The sequence below is a fragment of the Neobacillus niacini NBRC 15566 genome, from assembly GCF_001591505.1.
Lineage (GTDB): Bacteria > Bacillota > Bacilli > Bacillales > Cytobacillaceae > Neobacillus > Neobacillus niacini.
Genome location: NZ_BCVA01000021.1, coordinates 72,649 through 93,198, shown reverse-complemented (window position 1 = coordinate 93,198; position 20,550 = coordinate 72,649). Strand labels below are relative to the sequence as shown.

The window sequence follows — 20,550 nt, the reverse complement described above, 5'->3', positions numbered from 1 at the left end:
GGGGCAGTTCATTAAACAGTCGCTTTTTTCGATGATTTAGTTTTTCAATAGCTTCTTTCACCAATTAAGTCTTTGTTGCTTGATTGTTCTACCATATTTCTTAAATCAGCCCCAGATGGATTCTGGAATACTCTTAGTCCAAACTCTGGTGCAACGGCAAATAGATGGTCAAAAATATCGGATTGCACAGATTCATAAACTGCCCACTGTACATCATTGGTAAATGCATAAATTTCTAGAGGCAATCCGAATTCATTATGTGCTAGCTGTCTCACTATTATGGTCATATTCTGATTGATTCCAGGATGATTTTTGAGGTAATTGCTGATATATGCCCTAAATACACCGATATTGGTTAGGGCTCTTCCATTCACGCGAATGTTCCTGTCTATTTCATTTTTGGCATTGTATTCAGCAATTTCCCTTTCCTTATGAATAATGTAGTCTGATAGGTACTGGACCTTTATAAATTTGTCAATCATATCCTCTGTGCAAAACATAATACTGCTTGTATCTATATACAATCCGCGTTTGATACGTCTTCCACCTGAGCCTTGCATCCCCCTCCAGTTCTTAAAGGAATCGGAAATAAGGGCATAGCTGGGTATCATCGTAATCGTTTTGTCCCCATTTTGAACCTTTACGGTATTTAAAGAAATATCAATAACATCTCCATCCGCCCCATACTTTGGCATTTCAATCCAGTCACCAACCCGGACCATATCATTGGCCGTCAACTGAATTCCTGCCACTAGTCCTAATAACGAATCTTTAAATACTAACATCAAGACGGCCGAGAGAGCCCCAATTCCACTTAATAAAAGTAGAGGACTCTTGCCTATTAAATTCGAGATCAATAAGATAAATCCGATAGTCATGAAAATAATGTTAATCACCTGAATATATCCTTTAATAGGCTTGACCTTGGATATTTCAAAGGTTTGATAAATATCATTAAATGCATTTAGTAAGCTTTGAATAAACACTAAACCGACAATAATGATATAGGCAATCGCCAATTTTTCAATAATTGATTGATAGGCCGGAAAGGTTGAAGAAAACGAATAAATAATGATCGCAGGAACAATATGGGATAACTTTCGAAAAACCTGTCTATCCAAAATGATTTTACCCCACTTGACTTTGGAGTTTATCACGATATGAGTAATGACCCTGATCACGATTTTCTTTGAAATAAAATTTGCTGCGATACAGATAAGCCCTATTAGCAGAATTTTGATGATAATTGAAAGATATTCTACTAACCTAGGATCTAGTTCCATATCCAGAAGTAGATTATTAATGAATTGCATTTTTGTATTCCTCCGTATTCATTTGCATCATAAGCAACTTTACGGGTAAAGCATCTAAACTGTCAATTCCTTCTTCCTCAATAATGAAAAAATGGTACCTTAGCCCCTGAGCTACTGACTTTTAAACCATAAACTCGACTTTTTAGATACTAACGAGATATTTAATTTGGGGGCAGACTACAATTTAGTCCATAATCGAATTACATTTTTTACAAAAAATTCAAGATAGAAAAAGCGGCCAAAATCTAGTATGATATCCACATGTGACATTAGATAAGGGGTTAAAAAAATGAGCGTATTAAATGTAAAAAATTTAAGTCATGGTTTCGGTGATCGTGCGATTTTTAATAATGTGTCTTTTCGACTTTTAAAAGGTGAACACGTTGGACTAGTCGGGGCAAATGGTGAGGGTAAGTCTACTTTCATGAATATTGTTACTGGGAAGCTGCAGCCAGACGAGGGGAAGGTTGAGTGGTCACGAAAAGTTCGTGTTGGTTATTTAGATCAGCATGCTGTCCTTCAAAAAGGTACAACGATGCGTGAAGCTTTAAGTACTGCTTTTCAATATCTTTTTGATGCTGAAGCAGAGATTAATGAACTTTATGCAAAAATGGGTGATGAAGGTGCTGATATCGATGCCTTACTTGCAGAAGTTGGTGAGCTGCAAGAAACGTTAGATAGTAATGATTTCTATCAAATTAATTCAAAAGTTGAGGAAGTTGCCCGCGGTCTAGGATTAGACGATGTTGGACTTGATCGAGATGTAGATGATCTTAGTGGCGGGCAGCGTACCAAAGTTTTGCTGGCTAAGCTTTTGCTAGAAAAGCCTGAAATCCTATTACTTGATGAGCCTACGAACTATTTGGATGAACAGCATATCGAATGGTTGAAGCGCTACCTGCAGGAATATGAGAATGCATTTATTTTGATTTCACATGATATTCCATTCTTGAACAATGTTGTTAACTTGATCTATCATATGGAAAACCAAGAGTTGAATCGCTATGTTGGTGACTATGATAACTTCTTAAATATATATGAAATGAAGAAGCAGCAGCTAGAGTCTGCTTACAAGCGCCAACAACAAGAAATTGCTGATTTGAAAGATTTCGTTGCGCGTAACAAGGCAAGTGTTGCGACTCGTAATATGGCGATGTCTCGTCAGAAGAAGCTCGACAAAATGGAAGTTATTGAATTGGGTAAAGAAAAGCCGAAACCAGAGTTTAATTTCAAAGAAGCTCGTGCAGCTAGTCGTTATATCTTCACGGCTGAAGATCTTGTTATTGGTTACAACGAACCACTTTCTCGCCCGCTGAATTTGAAAATGGAACGCGGACAAAAAATCGCATTCGTAGGTGCAAACGGTATTGGTAAATCTACTCTTTTAAAAAGTATTCTAGGGTTGATTGATCCGCTGGAGGGTAAAGTGGAACGTGGTGAGTATCAACACATCGGTTACTTCGAGCAGGAAGTGAAACAGTCCAACTACAACACTTGTATTGAAGAGATTTGGAGCGAGTTCCCAAGTATGAATCAGGCTGAAGTCCGTGCTGCACTTGCAAAATGTGGATTAACGACGAAACATATTGAAAGTAAAGTCGAAGTCCTTTCCGGTGGCGAAAAGGCAAAAGTTCGCTTGTGTAAAATTATTAACACACCAACAAACTTATTAATTCTAGACGAGCCTACAAATCACTTGGATGTGGACGCAAAAGAAGAATTGAAGCGTGCTTTAAAGGCATATCGCGGAAGTATCTTAATGGTATCCCACGAACCTGATTTCTATCGCGAAATTGCGACCGATATTTGGAATTGTGAGGATTGGACGACGAAAGTGTTTTAAATAAAGATTAAGGGGTACCCAATTTAATTTGGGTACCCCTTTTATTAATGGCTAACGATTAAATACGCAATAATGCACCATTAGGCTTTGGTAACTCTTGTTCTGTTATCTGATTCATTTTACAAAAGTGTTCAAAAAATTTTTGTGCCTGCTCTTGTTCCTTTGGTTCACTTTTCAACGAAACGATATCATGCAAAATTTGAGCCATCCACAGATTTTCAAAATAACGGTATTTCCCTGTATTCCATGTCATTTTATGGGGGAATTTTTCATTCACGTAATAATTCCAGAAGAGCATCTGATCCGATTCTTGTTCTGTAAGTTGGAGTCTGTATTCTGAATGGGCAGGAATAAATCCATCCTCACAAAGCTTACCGATAAAATCTTTATTCACCATATAAACACCTAAGATACGCCTGTCTTTTTCAGGCTTCTCGGAATCTATTGCTGTTAACAGGACAGCGCTATTTTGGTGCAAGCGGATGGGTTTGTTTGGCTTTCCCTGATTATTACCACTTTTTATTACACCTGAAAAAACCTTCCACTCTGAAAAAGAACGATTCTGTTCTTCTGTGTCACACCAAAAAACCATTTGTGATTCGGGATGAAGTTTATGATTTTTCATAAGTTTTTCATGTTCCAAGCGAAGTTCCTGTTTTTTTTGTTGAAGTTCTTTTTCCGCTTCCCTCTTCCACTCTTCCTCTTTTCGTTCCATTTCCTTCTCTTGTATAATTTTTTCGAGTGAATTAGCAACAATTTTATTATGTAATTTTAGGTGTTTTCCAAATACATCGGGGAAAACAAACTTTTTATTTTCCGAAGCGAAATTTATTTCAATACTAGAATCATTATGTTTAACAATACTACCCATACCAAAACGCTCGTGTGTAACTTTCTCATTGATAAGATTCATTATTCTAGTCCTCCTTAGAATAAAAACTCGGTTAATTTTCGGAAATTAATAATTTCATTCAACTAACTTCCTTTAAAGCTCATACGAATGTCTGAATTTTCCTTAGATTTAAAATAGATATTAAAAAAACGTATCCATAATTCTATCTGCAAAAAATACAGCGGAATTTGGAATACGATTAAAAATGTTATTATAAAAATATAATAACATTTTTTTGATAATATTGCAAATTTCTTATTGACAATATATTTTATACTGAGGTAAAATAAAATTTTATTCTTTTCAATACCTTTTAATACATAAAATAAAGACCCTCAAATAGCAACTAAACTTCTCAATTTTTCAAGTCCAAGGCAATTGTTTGCACTAAGCCAGCAGGGCTGCACTGGCTATAAAGCTTGGCTGGCTCTGTTAACAGCATGTCCATTCCCGCTTCCAAGCTACCATGCCCTTTGAAGGAAATCTCCCAAAAAAACTGAATAGTTCGAAAATTAATTGACTTAATTTTGTAAACGCTTTATAATCTTGTTAAATATGAGGTTTCATGTGACTGGTTCATACTAGGCATGGAAAGCAATGCAAGGTTCCTCTTAGGGATTCTTGTATTTGTTTTCCATGCCCTTTTGCTGTTATGAAGTTTTTATTTAAGGAGGTGATCATTTTTCTAATCGCTTGATTGTAATTAGTCTTGAGACTCAATAAAAGAACGATTTATTTTTTTAGAAGGTAGGGGGAGTAATTGAAAAAAAGTATTTTGTTAAATCTAACGATTATATTTGCTGTGCTATTTAGTACCCTATGTGGATTTATGATTCCGGCATACGCTGCTACAGAAACAATGAAATATCAAATCTATCCAAATCCTCACGATATACACTATCATGGTGAGCAATTCCAAGTAAGCAATTCCATCAATCTCGTATATGAGTCGAAAGTAGATTCCTATACGAAAAAACGAGTAGAAGAAGTATTGGCGGTTAAGGGCATTCCATTTACCGTTTCAGAGGCAATGGTTGAAAATAAAACAAACTTCTTGGTTGGTATTTATCAGTCAAATGAATATGTCGATCAATACTTTGCAGAAAAACAATTAAGCGATGAAACAACTCTAGCAAAGCTTGACGCTAACATTGTTTCTATCCAAGATAATGTCATTGCTGTCCTCGGTAAAGATGTAGATTCTGCGTTTTATGGTGTGACCACTGTCAAACATATCTTCAAACAGATGACGGATCGAACCATTCAAGAATTAACCATTAAAGATTATGCAGATGTCAAAGGACGGGGATTCATTGAAGGATATTATGGGGAACCATGGTCCAATGAAGATCGTGCTGAATTAATGACCTTTGGCGGCGAGTTCAAAATGAATTCCTATATCTATGCGCCTAAGGATGACCCAAAACACAATGCCAAATGGAGAGAATTATATACAGAAGATGAACTAGTGAAAATTAGCAAACTTGCTGAAGCGGGCAATGCCAGTAAAACTAGATTTGTTTATACACTGCATACTTTTATGAATAATCCAATCCGCTTCAATACAGAGGAAAATTATCAAGTAGACTTAAATATTATTAAATCGAAATTTACGCAATTGATGGACGCGGGTGTTCGAAAGTTTGGTATTTTGGCGGATGACGCTGGAGTACCTGCACAAGGGCCCAAAACATATGTGAAACTGATGACAGATTTGACTAATTGGTTAATTGAGCAACAGGCAAATTATGAAGGTTTAGTGATTGACATGATCTTCGTTCCAAATGATTATATGGGATGGGGAACGAGTGCACAAATCCAGACATTAAGAGATTTGCCAAAGTCTGTTAGTAATGTCCAAACCGGTGGCAAGGTATGGGGAGAGGTTTCAAATAACTTCACTCAAACATTTACAAACAACGCCGGGAGAGCCCCATACTTATGGATTAACTGGCCTTGCACCGATAATTCGAAGCAGCACCTCATCATGGGCGGAAATGAAACATTCCTGCAGCCTGGTGTGAACCCTGCCAATATCGAGGGGATTGTGCTAAATCCAATGCAACAATCAGAAGCTAGTAAATCAGCCATTTTTGCCAATGCAGATTATGCATGGAATATTTGGGATAATGTCGATCTGGCCAAGAAAAACTGGAATGATTCATTTGCTTACATGGACCATCTCAATATTAATGAAACTCCTGCTTCCATTGCACTCAGAGAACTGTCCAAGCATATGATCAATCAAAATATGGACTCTCGAGTTTCCAAATTGGAAGAATCAGTTGAATTAGCTCCTAAGTTAAATGAGTTTAAAGCTGTCCTAGGAAAAGAAAACATTACAAATAAAGCCCAAGCGTTAATCAAAGAATTCGAAATGATTCGGGATGCCGCTCAAACCTATAAAGCCAACCCTGGTAATTCAAGAACAAGAGACCAGATTGTTTATTGGTTAGATAGTGCGATTGATACGGCCAATGCCGCTATTTCCTTACTACAGGCAGAGATTGCCCATGAACAAGGCGATAAGGCTGCTGTATGGGAAAACTACAGTCAAGGTCAAGCTTCCTATGATTCCTCAAAGAATCATCCGTTCCGCTACATTGATCATTATGAGTATGCCGAAGTAGGCGTACAGCACATCGTGCCATTTATCAGAACTCTATTAAATGATGTATCCATTAAAGTCCAATCGATTGTAAATCCTGATAGTAACACAGCTAGAGTTATTACAAATCGGACAGATTCTCCTACTGGCAGCTTGGAAAATCTGTTGGATAACAAATTGGGTACTGAAGTGGTGTTTAAAAATCCTAACTCCATCTCTACCGGCACATATATTGGAGTTCTATATGAAAAAGCACTCACTATTCATACAGCAAGGTTTGAATTAGGTGCAATTGCAAATAGTAATGATACTTTTACTGCCAGTAAGGCACAATATACCGTTGACGGAGAAAATTGGATTGATATCGAAGGGGCTCAATATGGCCATGTCAGTAAAGTAGTGCTAGAGAATTTAAATCTTAAAGCTAGAGGGATCCGATTAATTGCAACGACAGATCGTCCTAATACATGGTTAGGTATTAAGGATATCGTTATCAACGAGACCTCAGCAGGAGACGAAACACCACAATACCAACTCATGGTTCCTTCCCACTTTAAAGTCTATCAAGGAAGCGCAGCTAATTTATTTGATGGCAATGACGTGACTCATATCTGGTACGACCCTTCAGGTACGATTAAGGATACCTCAGTTGCTGGTGATTATATTGGTGTTGATTTACAAAAGGTCTATGATTTAGGCAAAGTTTACTTTGCTGTTGGCCGGGATAATGGTGATAAGTGGACCGAGTACCAGTTGGAATACTCCACTGATAATGTGAATTATACCTTATACAAAAAATATACAGGCAAGGCCTCAGGGATGGATAAGGTAGAGGAAGACTTAACCGGCATTAAAGCCAGATATGTCCGCCTGAAAAACCTAAAAAATGTCCCTGTTTGGATCAAGTTTAGCGAAATTCGGGTCAATGTAGCAAAGTCGTCTTCTGAATATACGTATACGAATAACAATGATTATAAAAAGATTACTTCCCCGCATACACTAGAAAAAACAAGTTTAGCAACGACAACAAATATAACACTGAAACCAAACGAGTATGTAGGTGTGAAATTGGAACGTATTAAAGAATTAGATAGCGTGACGGTACAGGCAACGAGTGAGAAATTAACCTTACAGGCCTCTATGAATGAGGTAGAATGGACCAGTCCAGTTGAAGGAACGATTGCCCGTTATGTACGATTACTCAACAACACCAATGAAGAAATTACTTTCGACCTGAATGAATTTAGCGTTTCATCCAAGGAAATCTATGGACCAAGTTTCGTCGGAACGGATATGGGCATCTCCTCTGCCTATGCAGCTAGTGATTCAAGAAATGCGGGCACCCTGTTAGCTCCTTTCGATAAGAAGTTTGGTACGAAAGCTATTTTTACTGATTATCAGGTAAAAGGAAAATCGATCACTTACTCCATTGGTGAGCCTAGAATTTTCAACAGTTTACGCGTTTATAACGAAGAAAATAATATTAACTATATCCGCGACGCCAAAGTCCAGTTATCGATGGACAATGAAAATTGGACAGATGTGATTACGTTAGGTGATGGTGTGGATAATCTGGCAGGCGGTAAGGCTGATTACGCCGACATGATAGCAGATGGATACACCCATGATTCTGCCAATCCAGGAAACTATTATTATGGTAATGATCATATTGGCGGGATTCAGGCCAAATATATTAGAATTCTTTTTACAGCCAATTATCCATACAGATTTGCCCATATTAATGAATTCGTCATTAACGGCGGCGAATACGTTAGAACCGAAAACAATCCAACCTTTGTCATCGATCCAATTGAAGAAGATGGATTTAGTCCTGGGCGTCTATTGGATGGTAATTTGACAACAGCCTTTAAGCCAAATATGACAGGTAAAAGCAATGGATCACTGACCTACCGTCTCTCTGAAAAAACAGATGTATCGACCATTACCATTGTTCAAGGCTCAAATGCAATTTCAAACGCGGTCGTAAGTGCCAGGGTTGGTAAGGATAAATGGATTGAACTGGGTGTCCTGAATAAAAGTTTAAATACATTCTATAATCCACTCTATGATCGTATATTTGAAATAAAGTTGACTTGGGGAAATGTTCAACCAGTTATTTATGAGTTGAATACGTCTACCAATAAAGAATTGTTGCCAGACCGCTCCGGTTTAAAAGGATTATTATCCGAACAACTGGATGAATCTCTTTTTACAGAGGAGTCCTATAATATCTATAAAACTGCCTATGAAAAAGCAAAAGTAGTGTGCAACAACAGCCAAGCCACTCAATCTGAAATAGATGCTGCAAGCAAGGATCTCGGTGCAGCCAAAGCACAACTAATCCTTTTTGTTGACCTTGGCAAAGAGCATTCTGCGAAAGTGTCAGTCACAAAAGAACAAGCCCAGCTTTCGAAGGATCTTGGAATTCCTCTAAAGGTAATGAATGATGAGGTTACTCTCTTGATCCCTTCGTCTATTATCTCTGAGAAAAGTTTTGAGCTGACTTTGGACCGTTTAAGAGATATCAACAAAGCGAAAAGCCCTGCCTATAACTTTACAATCCTGATTGATGGTAAGGAAATTCGCCAATTTGAGAAACCAATAACGTTAACCTTTACTCTTGATGGCAGGAAAGTGAAAGAGCCTAATAATTTGAAAGTATTTTATTTCAATGAGCAAGCAAAACAATGGGAACTGATACCAGGAGCAGTTAACAACGATGGCAAAGTCTCAGTGGAAACCAACCACTTTAGTACCTTTACAGTCTTAGAAACGGACGGGGAACAGGCCGAACCAGGCACACAAGTACCTAAGATGAATAAAGAGCAGGAGTAATGGCAGAAACATAAGTAAACATGTTAAAAGCAGTGTGAAGAGAAGTCATTTTCCTTCACACTGCTTTTCGTTTCTCCTTATCCATGGATAGGCTTTGCGTAGCGACTCGCACTTTTTTAACTTCTTTAAATACTAACTGACCACTTCATTTTGGTCAGAGATTTAGATTTCAATTAAGCTAAAGATTTTTTGTAGTTTTGTATGTGTGTCTTCCGCTATATCCGTTTCTTTTGCTTTTTCAAAATGCTTGATCGCATCCTGTAAATGTTTTAAAGCTTGTTCTTGTCTGCCCATATCTCGATGATGAATCGCTGAACTTATAGATGTAGAAAGCTGCTTGCTTAATGAAGTTGTGATATTCCCCTCATTTGTGTGCTTTTCGATAAATTTCAGTGCTGATTCTAATTCTACTGCTGATGGTTTTTTAACTAGCTGTTGGATGGCTTCAGTCAATTCATGGAGGGCTGCATCTACCTCTGTTTGCGTCGCAGCCTCATTCTCTATTACCTCTTTTGCCTTTGCTAGGGACACTTTTAACACCGACCAGCTTTCTTCAGTATAGGTAGTTTCGTCTTTCTGCTCTGTCTCATCTACCACTTGTTTTAGAGAGGATTTATCCACCACTTCATCATATTGGAAGGCGATTTCTCGCATTGCCATTTTGTTGATCCATTTTAAACCAACATCAGTGAGAATAATTTTCACCTTTGTTGTCTCAATTGGAATAATATCAATTGTTTTTGTTTCACCAAGCTCGGTATTACCAGCAGAAGTCCATGGGATACTGTATTCCGTACTATTTAAATCCCAGCTATTCGTTTCTACGTTCCAAGCAGCTACTTTGAATTTTCTTATTCCTTGGTCTTGACCATAGTTTGTTGAGAATGAAATGGATTGTAATTCCACATTCTTGTTAAAATCATACTGAATATTTACTTCTTTGTCCGTCGGTAAATAATTATGTTCAAAGATAAACTCACCACTATTGCTTTTAAGGTTCCCATCAAATAATTTTGCTAATTCAGTTTGGCTGTTTGCCTTACCTAAATTTTCACTTACGTATGGTGGTGAAGGTGGTGCTGGGGTTACATCAATAACCAATGTCGGATTTTCAGCCCCATTTAAATCACTACTATTCGGAAGCACACCATTTTTCGTGATGGATTTCCCGCTATTTAATGTTTGTAAATCCTCCACGGTAATTGGATCCCATTTTACAAATTCCTGTGTAACGACACCATCATTCCAATTCACATTTACATAGGATGGTGTATTTGGTAGATTAGGCTCTGTATATACCTCGCCCTCATGTCCCTCAACAGCTGATGTATACTTCTTTAGAGAAGCCTTTCCTTCTTGTACGGTTATCTTTGCATCCTCAATTTGCACTATTTCCAGCTCACTTGCAGATAATGCAGGCTGATTTTCAGGAAGCTTTTTATAAACCCTTACATAATCAATTTCAAATGAGTTTGGATATGGCATCCACTCCCAAGGTCCTGTCCATCCACCAGCACGCTTCTCATAGAGTGAGAATAATTGAATCATTGGATAATCAATGTTTACATTTTTACTGCCTACTTCTATACCGTCCACATAGAATACTAGTCGATCTGGAAAAGCCCCTGAGCCAGTTCCCTCTTGCCAATCCATTCCATAAGTATGCCACTCATCATGGAAATTAGCTTTACTATTTCGATATGTCTGTCCCTCATCTTTAACGTTAAACGCATCTGGGTCATTCCAACCGTGATAAGCTCTTGGAACAGAAGTTGCGTCTCTTCCTAAAACTTCAAAAATATCAATTTCCGCAGAGTGATCCACGCTATCCTCGAATCCTGTTAACCACCAAGCTGCATGTCTGGATGATCCTGCCTGCCCCTTAGCTCGAATTTCATAAAACCCATATTGATTAATATGCGTTACCTCTGTTTCAACCGGATTCCTTACCACGTTGTTACCATTCCAATTATGAAGAGCATTCCGGTTACCAGTAGTAAAACCGCTTACAACTGTTTGACCATCAAATTCTGGTGCCCACGGAAGGGTATCTTCATGAATTTGCAATACCATCGCTCCATTTTTTATTTCATAAGTAGGCGATGCCAACTCAGGAATTCTTGTCCATGATGACAAATATTTATCCACCCAACGTTCTGGGTCCAATATGCCAGTCTCTGGGTTAAATTCATCATTAAAAATTAAACGATATCCATCTTTTTCGATTGGACTTGGTGCTGTATGTTTCCCCCATTTTGCTGTGAGTATCATGTTTCCTTCAGGTCGAAAGGGAAAGATTACCTCGTATTTAAGATTGTTTCCATAAAACCAGCCAAGGAAGTCATAACCCTCTTTTTCAAGTTTTGAAAATGGTACATTGCTTTCTACTAGTGGTTCTCCCACAGTAACAATTTTCGCTTCTTCCCCATTATTCGGATTAAATGTTACCTCATATTGTGTGGAAGCATCCTCCGCATAAGCATTTTTTGTAAAATTGCCAAAATTAAAAGTGGTAAAAAAAACAATTGTAATTAATACGATAATCTTCATTTTCTTCACTATCATCATCTCCTTTTTTTGTTGGACAGTTCACTCTGTCCCTACATCTTTACGAGTGACAAGGGGCTAGCCTCCCTTGTCACAAAGTTTTTTTGATGGGCTAGCCTCCGTTAAACAAGGTACACTCATGGTGAGAATTGGAACACAAGATCTGCCCCATTGAACATATTGAGAGTGACACATGAGTCCTGTCTCATCCCTTTTATCCTTTAACAGAGCCGGCTACTACACCTTCAATGACTCGTTTTTGCATGATGATGTAGAATACAACTAAAGGAAGTGTTGACATAACAAGCATTGGGAAGAAGGATGTCCAATTTGTGGAGAATGGACCAACATTCTTGTAAACTTCCTGTAGTAATACTGCCTTGTCCGGTGATTGTAAGAATAACAATGGGGTTAAGAAATCATTCCAAATCGCCAGTGTATTCAAAATTACAACAGTTGCAATGATTGGTTTTAATAATGGAAAAATAATCAACCAAAAGCAGCGGAAGGTCCCACAGCCATCCATATAGGCTGCCTCTTCCAATTCGATTGGAACGGTATGAATGAACCCACGCAATAAGAAAATCGTTAATGGTAGGTTAATACAAAATACACTGACCAAAATCACTCCAAGATGGGTATTCATTAAGTTCATTCCAGAAATAATCTGGTACAGTGGTACAATGGCAATTTGAAATGGAATAATCAACCCTATCAAAAAGATAGCGAACATAATGTGATAGATCTTCTTCGTACTCCTTGCGATTACGTAAGCAGCCATCGAAGCAAAAAAGACAAGTAAAATAACAGATACACTTGTAATGATTATGTTATTTTTCATGGCCTGAAGATAATTCATGGCATCTAAGGCTTTCATATAATTAGAAAAATCAAGTGATGCAGGCAGACCTAATGGGCTCGCTGCTGCCTCCTCCGGTGATTTAAATGTTGTGATTACCAAATAATAGATTGGCAAAAACATCACAAAACTAATGAAAACAAGGCCAACGATATAAGATATCTTTCCTAATAATCCCTTTTTACTCATGATAGCTTCCTTTCCCATTTGTTTAGGAATGTAATCACAATTCGTGATAAGATGAAGACCGCAATAAAGAATACGACGGCAAGCGCAGAAGCGTAAGCGTTCCTTCCACTATTGAAGCCTTCCCGAATGAGGGTCGTCATAATAGTCTCAGTCGCATAGCCCGGGCCACCTTTTGTCATTGAGAATATGACATCGAACACCTTCATTCCCCCAATCAGACTCATTAGTAAATTGAAGGAAACTGCTGGATACAATAAAGGCAATGTTACTGAGAAAAACGTTCGAATTTTACCTGCGCCATCAATTTCTGCAGCTTCGTATAAAGCAGTATCAATACTTTTTAAGTTTGCAATATAAATAACCATCGACCAACCTGCCCATTGCCATACCTGAGTTACTAGGACGGAATAGATTGCAATCTTTGAGTCACCCAGCCAGTTCACTGGATCTCCCCCAAAGAATTGAATAATATTATTTAAAAGTCCATAATCTGCAGAAGTCATAATGTATTGAAAGAGGAATCCAACGACTAAGATACTCAACACAGCAGGTAAGAACACTAAAGATTTTACAAAGTTAACTGCCACCATTTTCTTATTCAAGTACACAGCCAATAGGATTGCAATGATGTTCTGAAAAATGGTGATAAGTATTGCGTATTGTAATGTAGTCTTAATCGCTGAAACGGTTTTGACATCTTCAAATAACATTTTATAGTTATCCAAACCCACAAATTTAATATCAGGATTATAGACTGACCAATTTGTAAGACTATAGAAAAAACTCATCGCAGTTGGGGCGATAAATAAAACAATAAATCCAATAAACGCCGGAAGAATCATTAACATAAAGACCCGTTCACGCTGCTTGTTATACATGATAGTCCTCCTATCCCTATTAACTCTCCCATTCGATAAAAATAAAATGGATAGAATCAAAGGAAAAGTGAACTCCTTTTCCTTTGATAATAAATTTGATTAGTTAAGGGTCTTTCTTAAATTATCATTTACCGAGTCTGCTTCTTTAAGTGCATTTTCAATTGTCTTAACGCCCGCAAGTACTTCTTGTAGTGACTTACCATACGCTTCTACAATTGGATTTCCGGAGGTCCATACTGCAGTCCAAGGAGCATATACATTACCTGCTTTGAATGCTGCCTCACTATCTGTATAAATCTCACCTAAGTCTACTTCAACACCTTCTAAGAAAGAGCTTCCTGCGTTATCCGCAACGAGTACTTTTTGTGCTTCTTCTGTTGCTGTTAATTCAAGTACTTTTAATGCTTCTTCAATATGCTGTGATTTTGCATTGATCGCTAATGCAGAACCAGGACCACCGATTAACCAACCGTCTCCTTCTGTTTTACCAGGGATTGGGAACATTCCTAATTCTATATCAGGATTTTTCTCTAAAATGGTTTCAACTGCCCATGGGCCACTTTCCCACATTGCTGCTTTACCTGTTGCAAATTGATCAAGCGCCTGGTCATAGCTTAGTCCTAGCATGTCTTCTGTAATAATTCCTTCGTCGATCACTCGTGCCCATTCTTCTACGTATGGAAGCCACTCTTCTGCAAGCTTTGCTTCTCCTGCGTTAAACTTCTCATCAAAATTCCTGTTAGCTTCATCTGAATAAAATTCATTATTAACGAGTCCAATACTTTGCTTCATCATTGGCTCCCATGATTGAGCTCCCATGATTTGTGGCTTCACACCATTTTTAGTTAATTGCTTACTAATTTCAATAAACTCATCCCATGTTTTAGGAACTTCAACATTATTTTCTTTAAAAATGGCTTTATTATAGAAAATACCTTCAAACCATGATTGTAATGGGCTTGCATAAACCTTACCATCTACCATATATGGTTTTAATCCTGATTCTACATACTTACTTGTAAACTCTTCATCTGTTAAATCCAATAGATAGTTCGCTTTTGCAAGTAGCTTTGCTTCGCCGCCAACCTCAATTAAATCTGGACCTTCACCAGCTTGCAGCTGTGAGTTTAGAACATTATTAAAATTATCAAGTGCTACAAATTCAAATTCAATTTCAACATTTGGCAGCTTCTCATCTAGATATTTTAAATAAGTTGCTCTTGTTGATTCTGGATTATATCCCATCATACGTAGTGTAACGACATCATTGCCATTTTCTTTTTCTTTATCAGCCCCATTACTTGTATCGCTTCCACAGCCAGCAAGAATAGTAGCCAATAGAATAAGAACAGATAAAAATAGAGTAACCGTTTTCTTTTTCATAAAATGAATCTTCCTTTCTATTTAATATAAGCCAATTGTATATGAATGCGTTTTCCCGCTAAATAAACAATATTACCATCTTTATATAACAAAAATACGATTTTAAGAAAGCAACACATTTACACTATTATTTAATAACTGAACTATCCCTCCTGGCATTGGCCTCAATAAAAAAGGATTCAGAATCTAGTAGATTCCGAATCCTTTTTATATCATATTATACTGTTTTTATAGTAATTTTTTATTGCTTAATTAGGACGATGGGTTGTCCTGGTTGGCTAGTGAAAAACTTATTTCCCCCGGTACTTTCGATAATATCGTTTTCATAGTGCCAAATTCCCTTTGGAAGGTATACACTTCTTCCTGTTTTCCCCTTTTCAGTAACAGGAGCTACTAAAATAGTCGATCCTAGCATAAACTGGTCAGTAATCCGCTCCACAGGCTCATTTGGAAATTCATAGATCATATAACGAATGATTGGCTCTCCTGTTCGTTGGGCATTCTGAACCAAATACTCTATAACTTGTATGAACTTTCCCCTGATTTGAATACTGTTAAGAATCGATTGAAAATTAGTAGTATCCAGTACTCGAAAAGGAGCAGCAGAAAATTGCATTGCAGGCATGAGACACGCAATTTCACTGTGTCGAACAAATAGCTCCTGATCAAGTGAGCCATCTTCAATCTCTTGGAAATTAAGATACTCGCCTCCACCAATCATATCAGGGCTGCAAAATGGATGACCGGTTATCCCTTGTAATAGACTATTAGGTACAAGTGCATTAATACCTGTATTCCCCCAAGCGTGTTCTTTGTCACATAGACGTTGAAGTAAAGCCATACCACCGGCTTTAGGTGTTACACGGAATTCGTTAAAGGCATACTGTTCTCCGAATTTCGCCCATAGCATGGACTGTTCATCTGGTGAAACATTTCCAAAGGTCACAAGATCCTCACTGTAATGAGTGCTGTCTCCTCCATCAAACTTAAATCCTGCCACACCTATCTCGCACAATTGATCCAACTTCTCCTTCAACCATACGTTTGTTGCTGGGTTGGACATATCCAGCACAGCAGAGAATCCATTCCACCATTCCGTGATATAGGGCTTACCATCTTTTGTTTTAATTAACAAATCCTTATCCCGCAGTTCCCGGTACTGAACCGTATCGGGAGTAACATATGGAGCGACCCAAAGCATTACATGGAAGCCTTTGTCATATAGCTGTCGGATCATTTCTTTCGGATTTGGGAATTTTCCTTTACTGAAAACCCAATGGCCGTAATAATCGGTCCAACCGTCATCAATCATCAAGACTCCAGGTGGCATACCATTGTTTAAAATTTGGTTTGCATACGCCATGATATCTTCTTCATTTTGATAAAAGGTCAGTTCAATCCAGCTATTATAAATGGGTTGACGGAAAAGTTTCATACTGAGCTTTCTCTCCTGAAAAGGGAAGTATTTTTTCATCGCATGAAGGTAAGCGCCTTTTAAATTCTGATATCCTGCACTCACGACAACTTCCTCCGGCACTTCAATGATTCCGTTTTCAAATCGAATCACAAATCCATGGTCACTCCAAAGATAGCGCCCTTTTGATGACAGAAATAATGGCATTGCTTGATTTGGAGTCTGATTGACTCGTAAATCAAGTGTACACATAGCATCCTTACCAATTGGCTGATTGACACCCTCATGAACATACCCACCAAACCAAAATTCCTGCTCCAGCATTTCAATCCTCATTTCCTTCACTCCTTATGTCTAGTTTTTTACAGAATAAAGAAAACAGTGCCATAAGGAAAGCAAAGAAATTATGCATTTCTAAAACTTTATTACTTTTTCACTCTCCGATATTCATTAGGTGTCATAGATTCAGATTTTTTAAAGAGCATTGAAAAATAACTAGGATTCTCATATCCTACCTGGAAGGAAATTTCATAACTCTTCATATCTGTCTCGATTAGAAGCTGCTTCGCCTTCTCTAATCTAAGCTCCGTCAGATAGTTCCATAACGTAATACCTACTTCCCGTTTAAATAAATAACTAAAATAATTTTTACTAACGGCAATTTGATTACAAATCTCTTCAAGTGTAATATTTCGATTATAATTTTTTCGGATGATTTCAATCGCCTCTGTCACAAGATGACTATAGGTTTCCTTCTCGTCTTGCCCATGTTTTAGCGTTTCTATAAGTGCATTCAACATAAATTCCTTAAGGCTTCTCACATTAGTGAGTTCTAGAAGACTTTCATACGAGACATTTAATAGGCTGTTCATCGTTTCAGTTTTATCATGATTCTGAAGAATCAATTTCTTGAGCATCATAATAATTTGAAAACAAATCTCATAAATTTGATGTAATTCCAGTGGATTGATATTTTTAGATAAATAGAAGATTTCATTGATGATTTTCTCTGCCCTTCCCAAATCCTTCTCCACCATAGCCTCTTCTATTTCCTTGACCAAATCGATGCCTTTAATTTGTGTGAAGTCTTCTTCCTTGCAATTATAGCCAAATCCTAAAATATCTTCTGCATCTACATAAAAATTATAGCGACAAAGGAGTTTCGTTCGTTTATATTCAATAGGTAACTGATTGATTCCAGGAATGACGTCACTAAAGCAGGCCATTACATTCAGATTAAAATGGGTATGCAAAGCTTGTATCATTTCCTTTGAAAGAGCAATCCGTGTGTCCGGAGCAATGTTTGAAAGCAAGATAACCCAGGAATCCTCTACATATTCGAATAAAATATGCTCATATTCCTTCAAAATCACTTCCAGAATGTGATTGATATAGCTCATTTGTAAAAACTCAATTTGATGCATGTTCACATATTCATCAATAGTACGATGATTTAATTGAAGGATTAGTAGATAATAATTGTCAAAATGAAACGAAAAGTGCTCTTGCACCTTTTGAATCCTTTGGATATCCTTCCCCGTTCTCATAAAGCTGTGGAGCTCCATTTTCTTCATTTGAGACTCACTTTTCTCCAGCATATGTTCTTTTTCCTTTTCACCCCGGATTTTATCAGTAGCTTTCTTCAGTGCATCATCAAGTTCCAGTTCATCAATTGGCTTTAAAATATAGTCTGTACACCCTAACTTCATCGCTTTTTGGATATAAGAAAAGTCACTATAAGCACTAACTAAAATGAATTCAGTCTGACGGTTAAGAGTCTTTACCTTTTTTATAAATTCAATACCCGTCATATTAGGCATATTAATATCTGTAATAACAATATGGGGCTCATATTTCAGCAGGGCTTCATAAGCCTCCACCCCATCCTGTGCGTAGCCCACCGGTTCCAGATTGAACTTTTCCCAATCTATTAAACTCTGTAGCATGCGAATTGTCAGCATTTCGTCATCTACTAATAGTACTTTTAGCATGTCTACCCCTCGATCCTCATTGGAATTGTGATAATTACACTGGTACCACCATGTTTTTTGGAGTAAATACGCAATCCATATTCCTCTCCATACTCACTTTTAATCCGTTTATCTACATTTAATAGTCCAATGCTTTTTTCGGCTGTATAGGAATCTCTGTATTTTAAATCCTCATGTAGTTGTTGGACCCGTTCTGCCTCCATGCCATCCCCGTTGTCGGTAATCATAATCGTAAGGTCTACTTCCTCCCTATCAACGGTAATGTGCAGCAGTCCACTCGCTTTGTTTCTGAATCCGTGTTCAATTGCATTTTCTACTATTGGCTGGATAATCAGCTTAGGTACCATTACACACTCTAATTCGGGATTGCACATAATAGAATAAAAGATTTTATCATCAAAACGGATGTTTTGTATTGAAATATATTGTTCAATATAGCTTAACTCCGTCTTAATTTTTACTTTCTCATAAGGCTGGTAAACCGAATAGGTCAACATTCTTCCTAATAATGTACTTAGTCTTGATATTTTTTCCAAATTTCCATCTACTGTGTATGCCTTAATCGATTGTAAAACATTATTTAAAAAGTGGGGATTAATTTGATGTTGAAGAACCCGCATTTGCTCTTTTGCAAGCTTTTTCTGCTCTAGTAACACCTCATCTGACAGCGCCAACATATTGTGAATCATATATTCTGCTGTTTTCGAAAGCTTTTGGATTTCTTCACTGCTGTTTTCTTCAAATGTAACCGAATAGTCACCATCCGCAATCCGATTAAACTTTCCGATTAGCAGATTTACAGGGTTCAGGATGGTTTTTGAAATTAATCCAGATACGATAGCGATTATTATCCCTGATAAAAAGAGAAGGGTAACAAGAAAGAGTAGTGCAGCAACTTTAAAGTCATATATGCTTTTCAGACTTTTGATCCCCACCACGTTCCATCCTGTAATGCTAGAGGTCTTCATAACGACTAATTGATCATAGTCGTTCCAATTCCCTCCCTCTATAAAAAAATATTCTTCGCCATCCTCGATCTTCTCCTTGATGTGAGCAATCTGCTTATCTGAAATATCCACTAATTCTGGTAAATGCAGCCACCCTGTATGGTTATAGATTGCTAATTCGACATCATTGTCCCCCATATTTTTGAGCAAAATTGAGGACAAATCCACATCACTGATCAGGTATGAACTCTCAGTCGGTTTATAAGAAGCCGTATTTTGTATCGGCGTCACCATTGATATCGTTTTTTCACTCTTACTACTTAAGAGATAGTCCGTATTGTGAAAATCCGTAAAATAACTATTACTAAAAGCAATGTTTTTTTGAAAATGACGATACCATTCCTGATCTCCAAAATCATACTTTTCCTTCATATTTCCTTTATATGAATAAATCCCCTCATCATTACTTCCAACGATGACAGCGTTTCGGATATAGGGCATTAATTTTAACTGCTGTAATGTATCATGCACATTTCGCTGGTTGTGCAGTTCAATCGAATAGTCTATCTCATCTGTTTGATTTCGATAGTCTACCGCCGCACGGACATCCGGGTCACTCGCAATCACATGTGCTAAGCTTTGCAATCTCGCAAAATTACTATCCAACAATTCAAGATTAGACTCTACCATACTCTTCAGATTCTGGTAGCTATGCTCCTGAAAGTTTTGATTCACAAACTGCATCATTGTAAAACCAACAAGTAAAATAACCGTAAAAAAAATCAACGAGAAAAAAACAATCATCTTATTCTGCAATGTATTTTTTATTTGTAATTTCATTTTCACTAAAT

At 37.4% G+C, this 20,550-nt stretch carries 11 protein-coding genes; 2 read left to right on the top strand and 9 right to left on the bottom strand.

All coding sequences use genetic code 11. The annotated features are described in order from the left end of the window. Positions 1-44: 44 nt before the first annotated feature. Positions 45-1,313 (bottom strand): mechanosensitive ion channel family protein, encoded by a 1,269-nt coding sequence (locus tag BANA01_RS16075; RefSeq protein WP_063253820.1) that lies wholly within the window; start codon positions 1,311-1,313, stop codon positions 45-47. A 289-nt stretch (positions 1,314-1,602) separates the two neighbouring features. Here BANA01_RS16075 and BANA01_RS16070 point away from each other — a divergent pair, with 289 nt between their 5' ends. Next, positions 1,603-3,156, top strand: coding sequence for an ABC-F family ATP-binding cassette domain-containing protein (locus BANA01_RS16070; protein WP_063253817.1), 1,554 nt, complete (start codon positions 1,603-1,605; stop codon positions 3,154-3,156). A gap of 58 nt (positions 3,157-3,214) precedes the next feature. Here the strand turns inward: BANA01_RS16070 and BANA01_RS16065 are convergent, their stop codons facing one another. Beyond that, complete coding sequence (locus tag BANA01_RS16065) at positions 3,215-4,069, bottom strand: hypothetical protein (protein WP_063253815.1); 855 nt, start codon at positions 4,067-4,069, stop codon at positions 3,215-3,217. A 739-nt stretch (positions 4,070-4,808) separates the two neighbouring features. Here BANA01_RS16065 and BANA01_RS16060 point away from each other — a divergent pair. After that, complete coding sequence (locus BANA01_RS16060) at positions 4,809-9,491, top strand: glycoside hydrolase family 84 protein (protein ID WP_063253813.1); 4,683 nt, start codon at positions 4,809-4,811, stop codon at positions 9,489-9,491. Between the two features lie 162 nt (positions 9,492-9,653). Here the strand turns inward: BANA01_RS16060 and BANA01_RS16055 are convergent, their stop codons facing one another. The 7 genes from BANA01_RS16055 to BANA01_RS16025 all read right to left on the bottom strand — a co-directional run bounded on the left by BANA01_RS16055 (position 9,654) and on the right by BANA01_RS16025 (position 20,539). Continuing rightward, positions 9,654-12,041 carry an FIMAH domain-containing protein gene (locus tag BANA01_RS16055; protein WP_235847166.1) on the bottom strand — a complete coding sequence of 796 codons (2,388 nt, stop codon included), beginning with the start codon at positions 12,039-12,041 and terminating at the stop codon, positions 9,654-9,656. A 211-nt stretch (positions 12,042-12,252) separates the two neighbouring features. Beyond that, on the bottom strand, positions 12,253-13,086 hold the full coding sequence (locus tag BANA01_RS16050; RefSeq protein WP_157411812.1) for a carbohydrate ABC transporter permease: 834 nt from the start codon (positions 13,084-13,086) through the stop codon (positions 12,253-12,255). Beyond that, entirely contained in the window at positions 13,083-13,964 is an 882-nt protein-coding gene (locus BANA01_RS16045; RefSeq protein WP_063253809.1) for a carbohydrate ABC transporter permease, read from the bottom strand. The genes BANA01_RS16050 and BANA01_RS16045 overlap by 4 nt, the downstream gene beginning before the upstream one ends. A gap of 99 nt (positions 13,965-14,063) precedes the next feature. Beyond that, positions 14,064-15,347 carry an ABC transporter substrate-binding protein gene (locus BANA01_RS16040; RefSeq protein ID WP_063253806.1) on the bottom strand — a complete coding sequence of 428 codons (1,284 nt, stop codon included), beginning with the start codon at positions 15,345-15,347 and terminating at the stop codon, positions 14,064-14,066. Between the two features lie 241 nt (positions 15,348-15,588). Then, positions 15,589-17,097, bottom strand: a complete 1,509-nt coding sequence (locus BANA01_RS16035) for a glycoside hydrolase family 31 protein (protein WP_063253804.1) — start codon at positions 17,095-17,097, stop codon at positions 15,589-15,591. Positions 17,098-17,186: 89 nt separating this feature from the next. Further along, positions 17,187-18,752, bottom strand: coding sequence for a response regulator transcription factor (locus BANA01_RS16030; RefSeq protein ID WP_063253801.1), 1,566 nt, complete (start codon positions 18,750-18,752; stop codon positions 17,187-17,189). Positions 18,753-18,754: 2 nt separating this feature from the next. Beyond that, entirely contained in the window at positions 18,755-20,539 is a 1,785-nt protein-coding gene (locus tag BANA01_RS16025; RefSeq protein ID WP_063253800.1) for a sensor histidine kinase, read from the bottom strand. Between the last annotated feature and the right edge of the window lie 11 nt (positions 20,540-20,550).

What these genes read in the sequence shown, in the direction of transcription:
- BANA01_RS16075 (WP_063253820.1), bottom strand. Translation starts at nt 1,313, where the DNA reads ATGCAATTCATTAATAATCTACTTCTGGATATGGAACTAGATCCTAGG.
- BANA01_RS16070 (WP_063253817.1), top strand. Translation starts at nt 1,603, where the DNA reads ATGAGCGTATTAAATGTAAAAAATTTAAGTCATGGTTTCGGTGATCGT.
- BANA01_RS16065 (WP_063253815.1), bottom strand. Translation starts at nt 4,069, where the DNA reads ATGAATCTTATCAATGAGAAAGTTACACACGAGCGTTTTGGTATGGGT.
- BANA01_RS16055 (WP_235847166.1), bottom strand. Translation starts at nt 12,041, where the DNA reads ATGAAGATTATCGTATTAATTACAATTGTTTTTTTTACCACTTTTAAT.
- BANA01_RS16050 (WP_157411812.1), bottom strand. Translation starts at nt 13,086, where the DNA reads ATGAGTAAAAAGGGATTATTAGGAAAGATATCTTATATCGTTGGCCTT.
- BANA01_RS16045 (WP_063253809.1), bottom strand. Translation starts at nt 13,964, where the DNA reads ATGTATAACAAGCAGCGTGAACGGGTCTTTATGTTAATGATTCTTCCG.
- BANA01_RS16040 (WP_063253806.1), bottom strand. Translation starts at nt 15,347, where the DNA reads ATGAAAAAGAAAACGGTTACTCTATTTTTATCTGTTCTTATTCTATTG.
- BANA01_RS16035 (WP_063253804.1), bottom strand. Translation starts at nt 17,097, where the DNA reads ATGAGGATTGAAATGCTGGAGCAGGAATTTTGGTTTGGTGGGTATGTT.
- BANA01_RS16030 (WP_063253801.1), bottom strand. Translation starts at nt 18,752, where the DNA reads ATGCTAAAAGTACTATTAGTAGATGACGAAATGCTGACAATTCGCATG.
- BANA01_RS16025 (WP_063253800.1), bottom strand. Translation starts at nt 20,539, where the DNA reads ATGAAATTACAAATAAAAAATACATTGCAGAATAAGATGATTGTTTTT.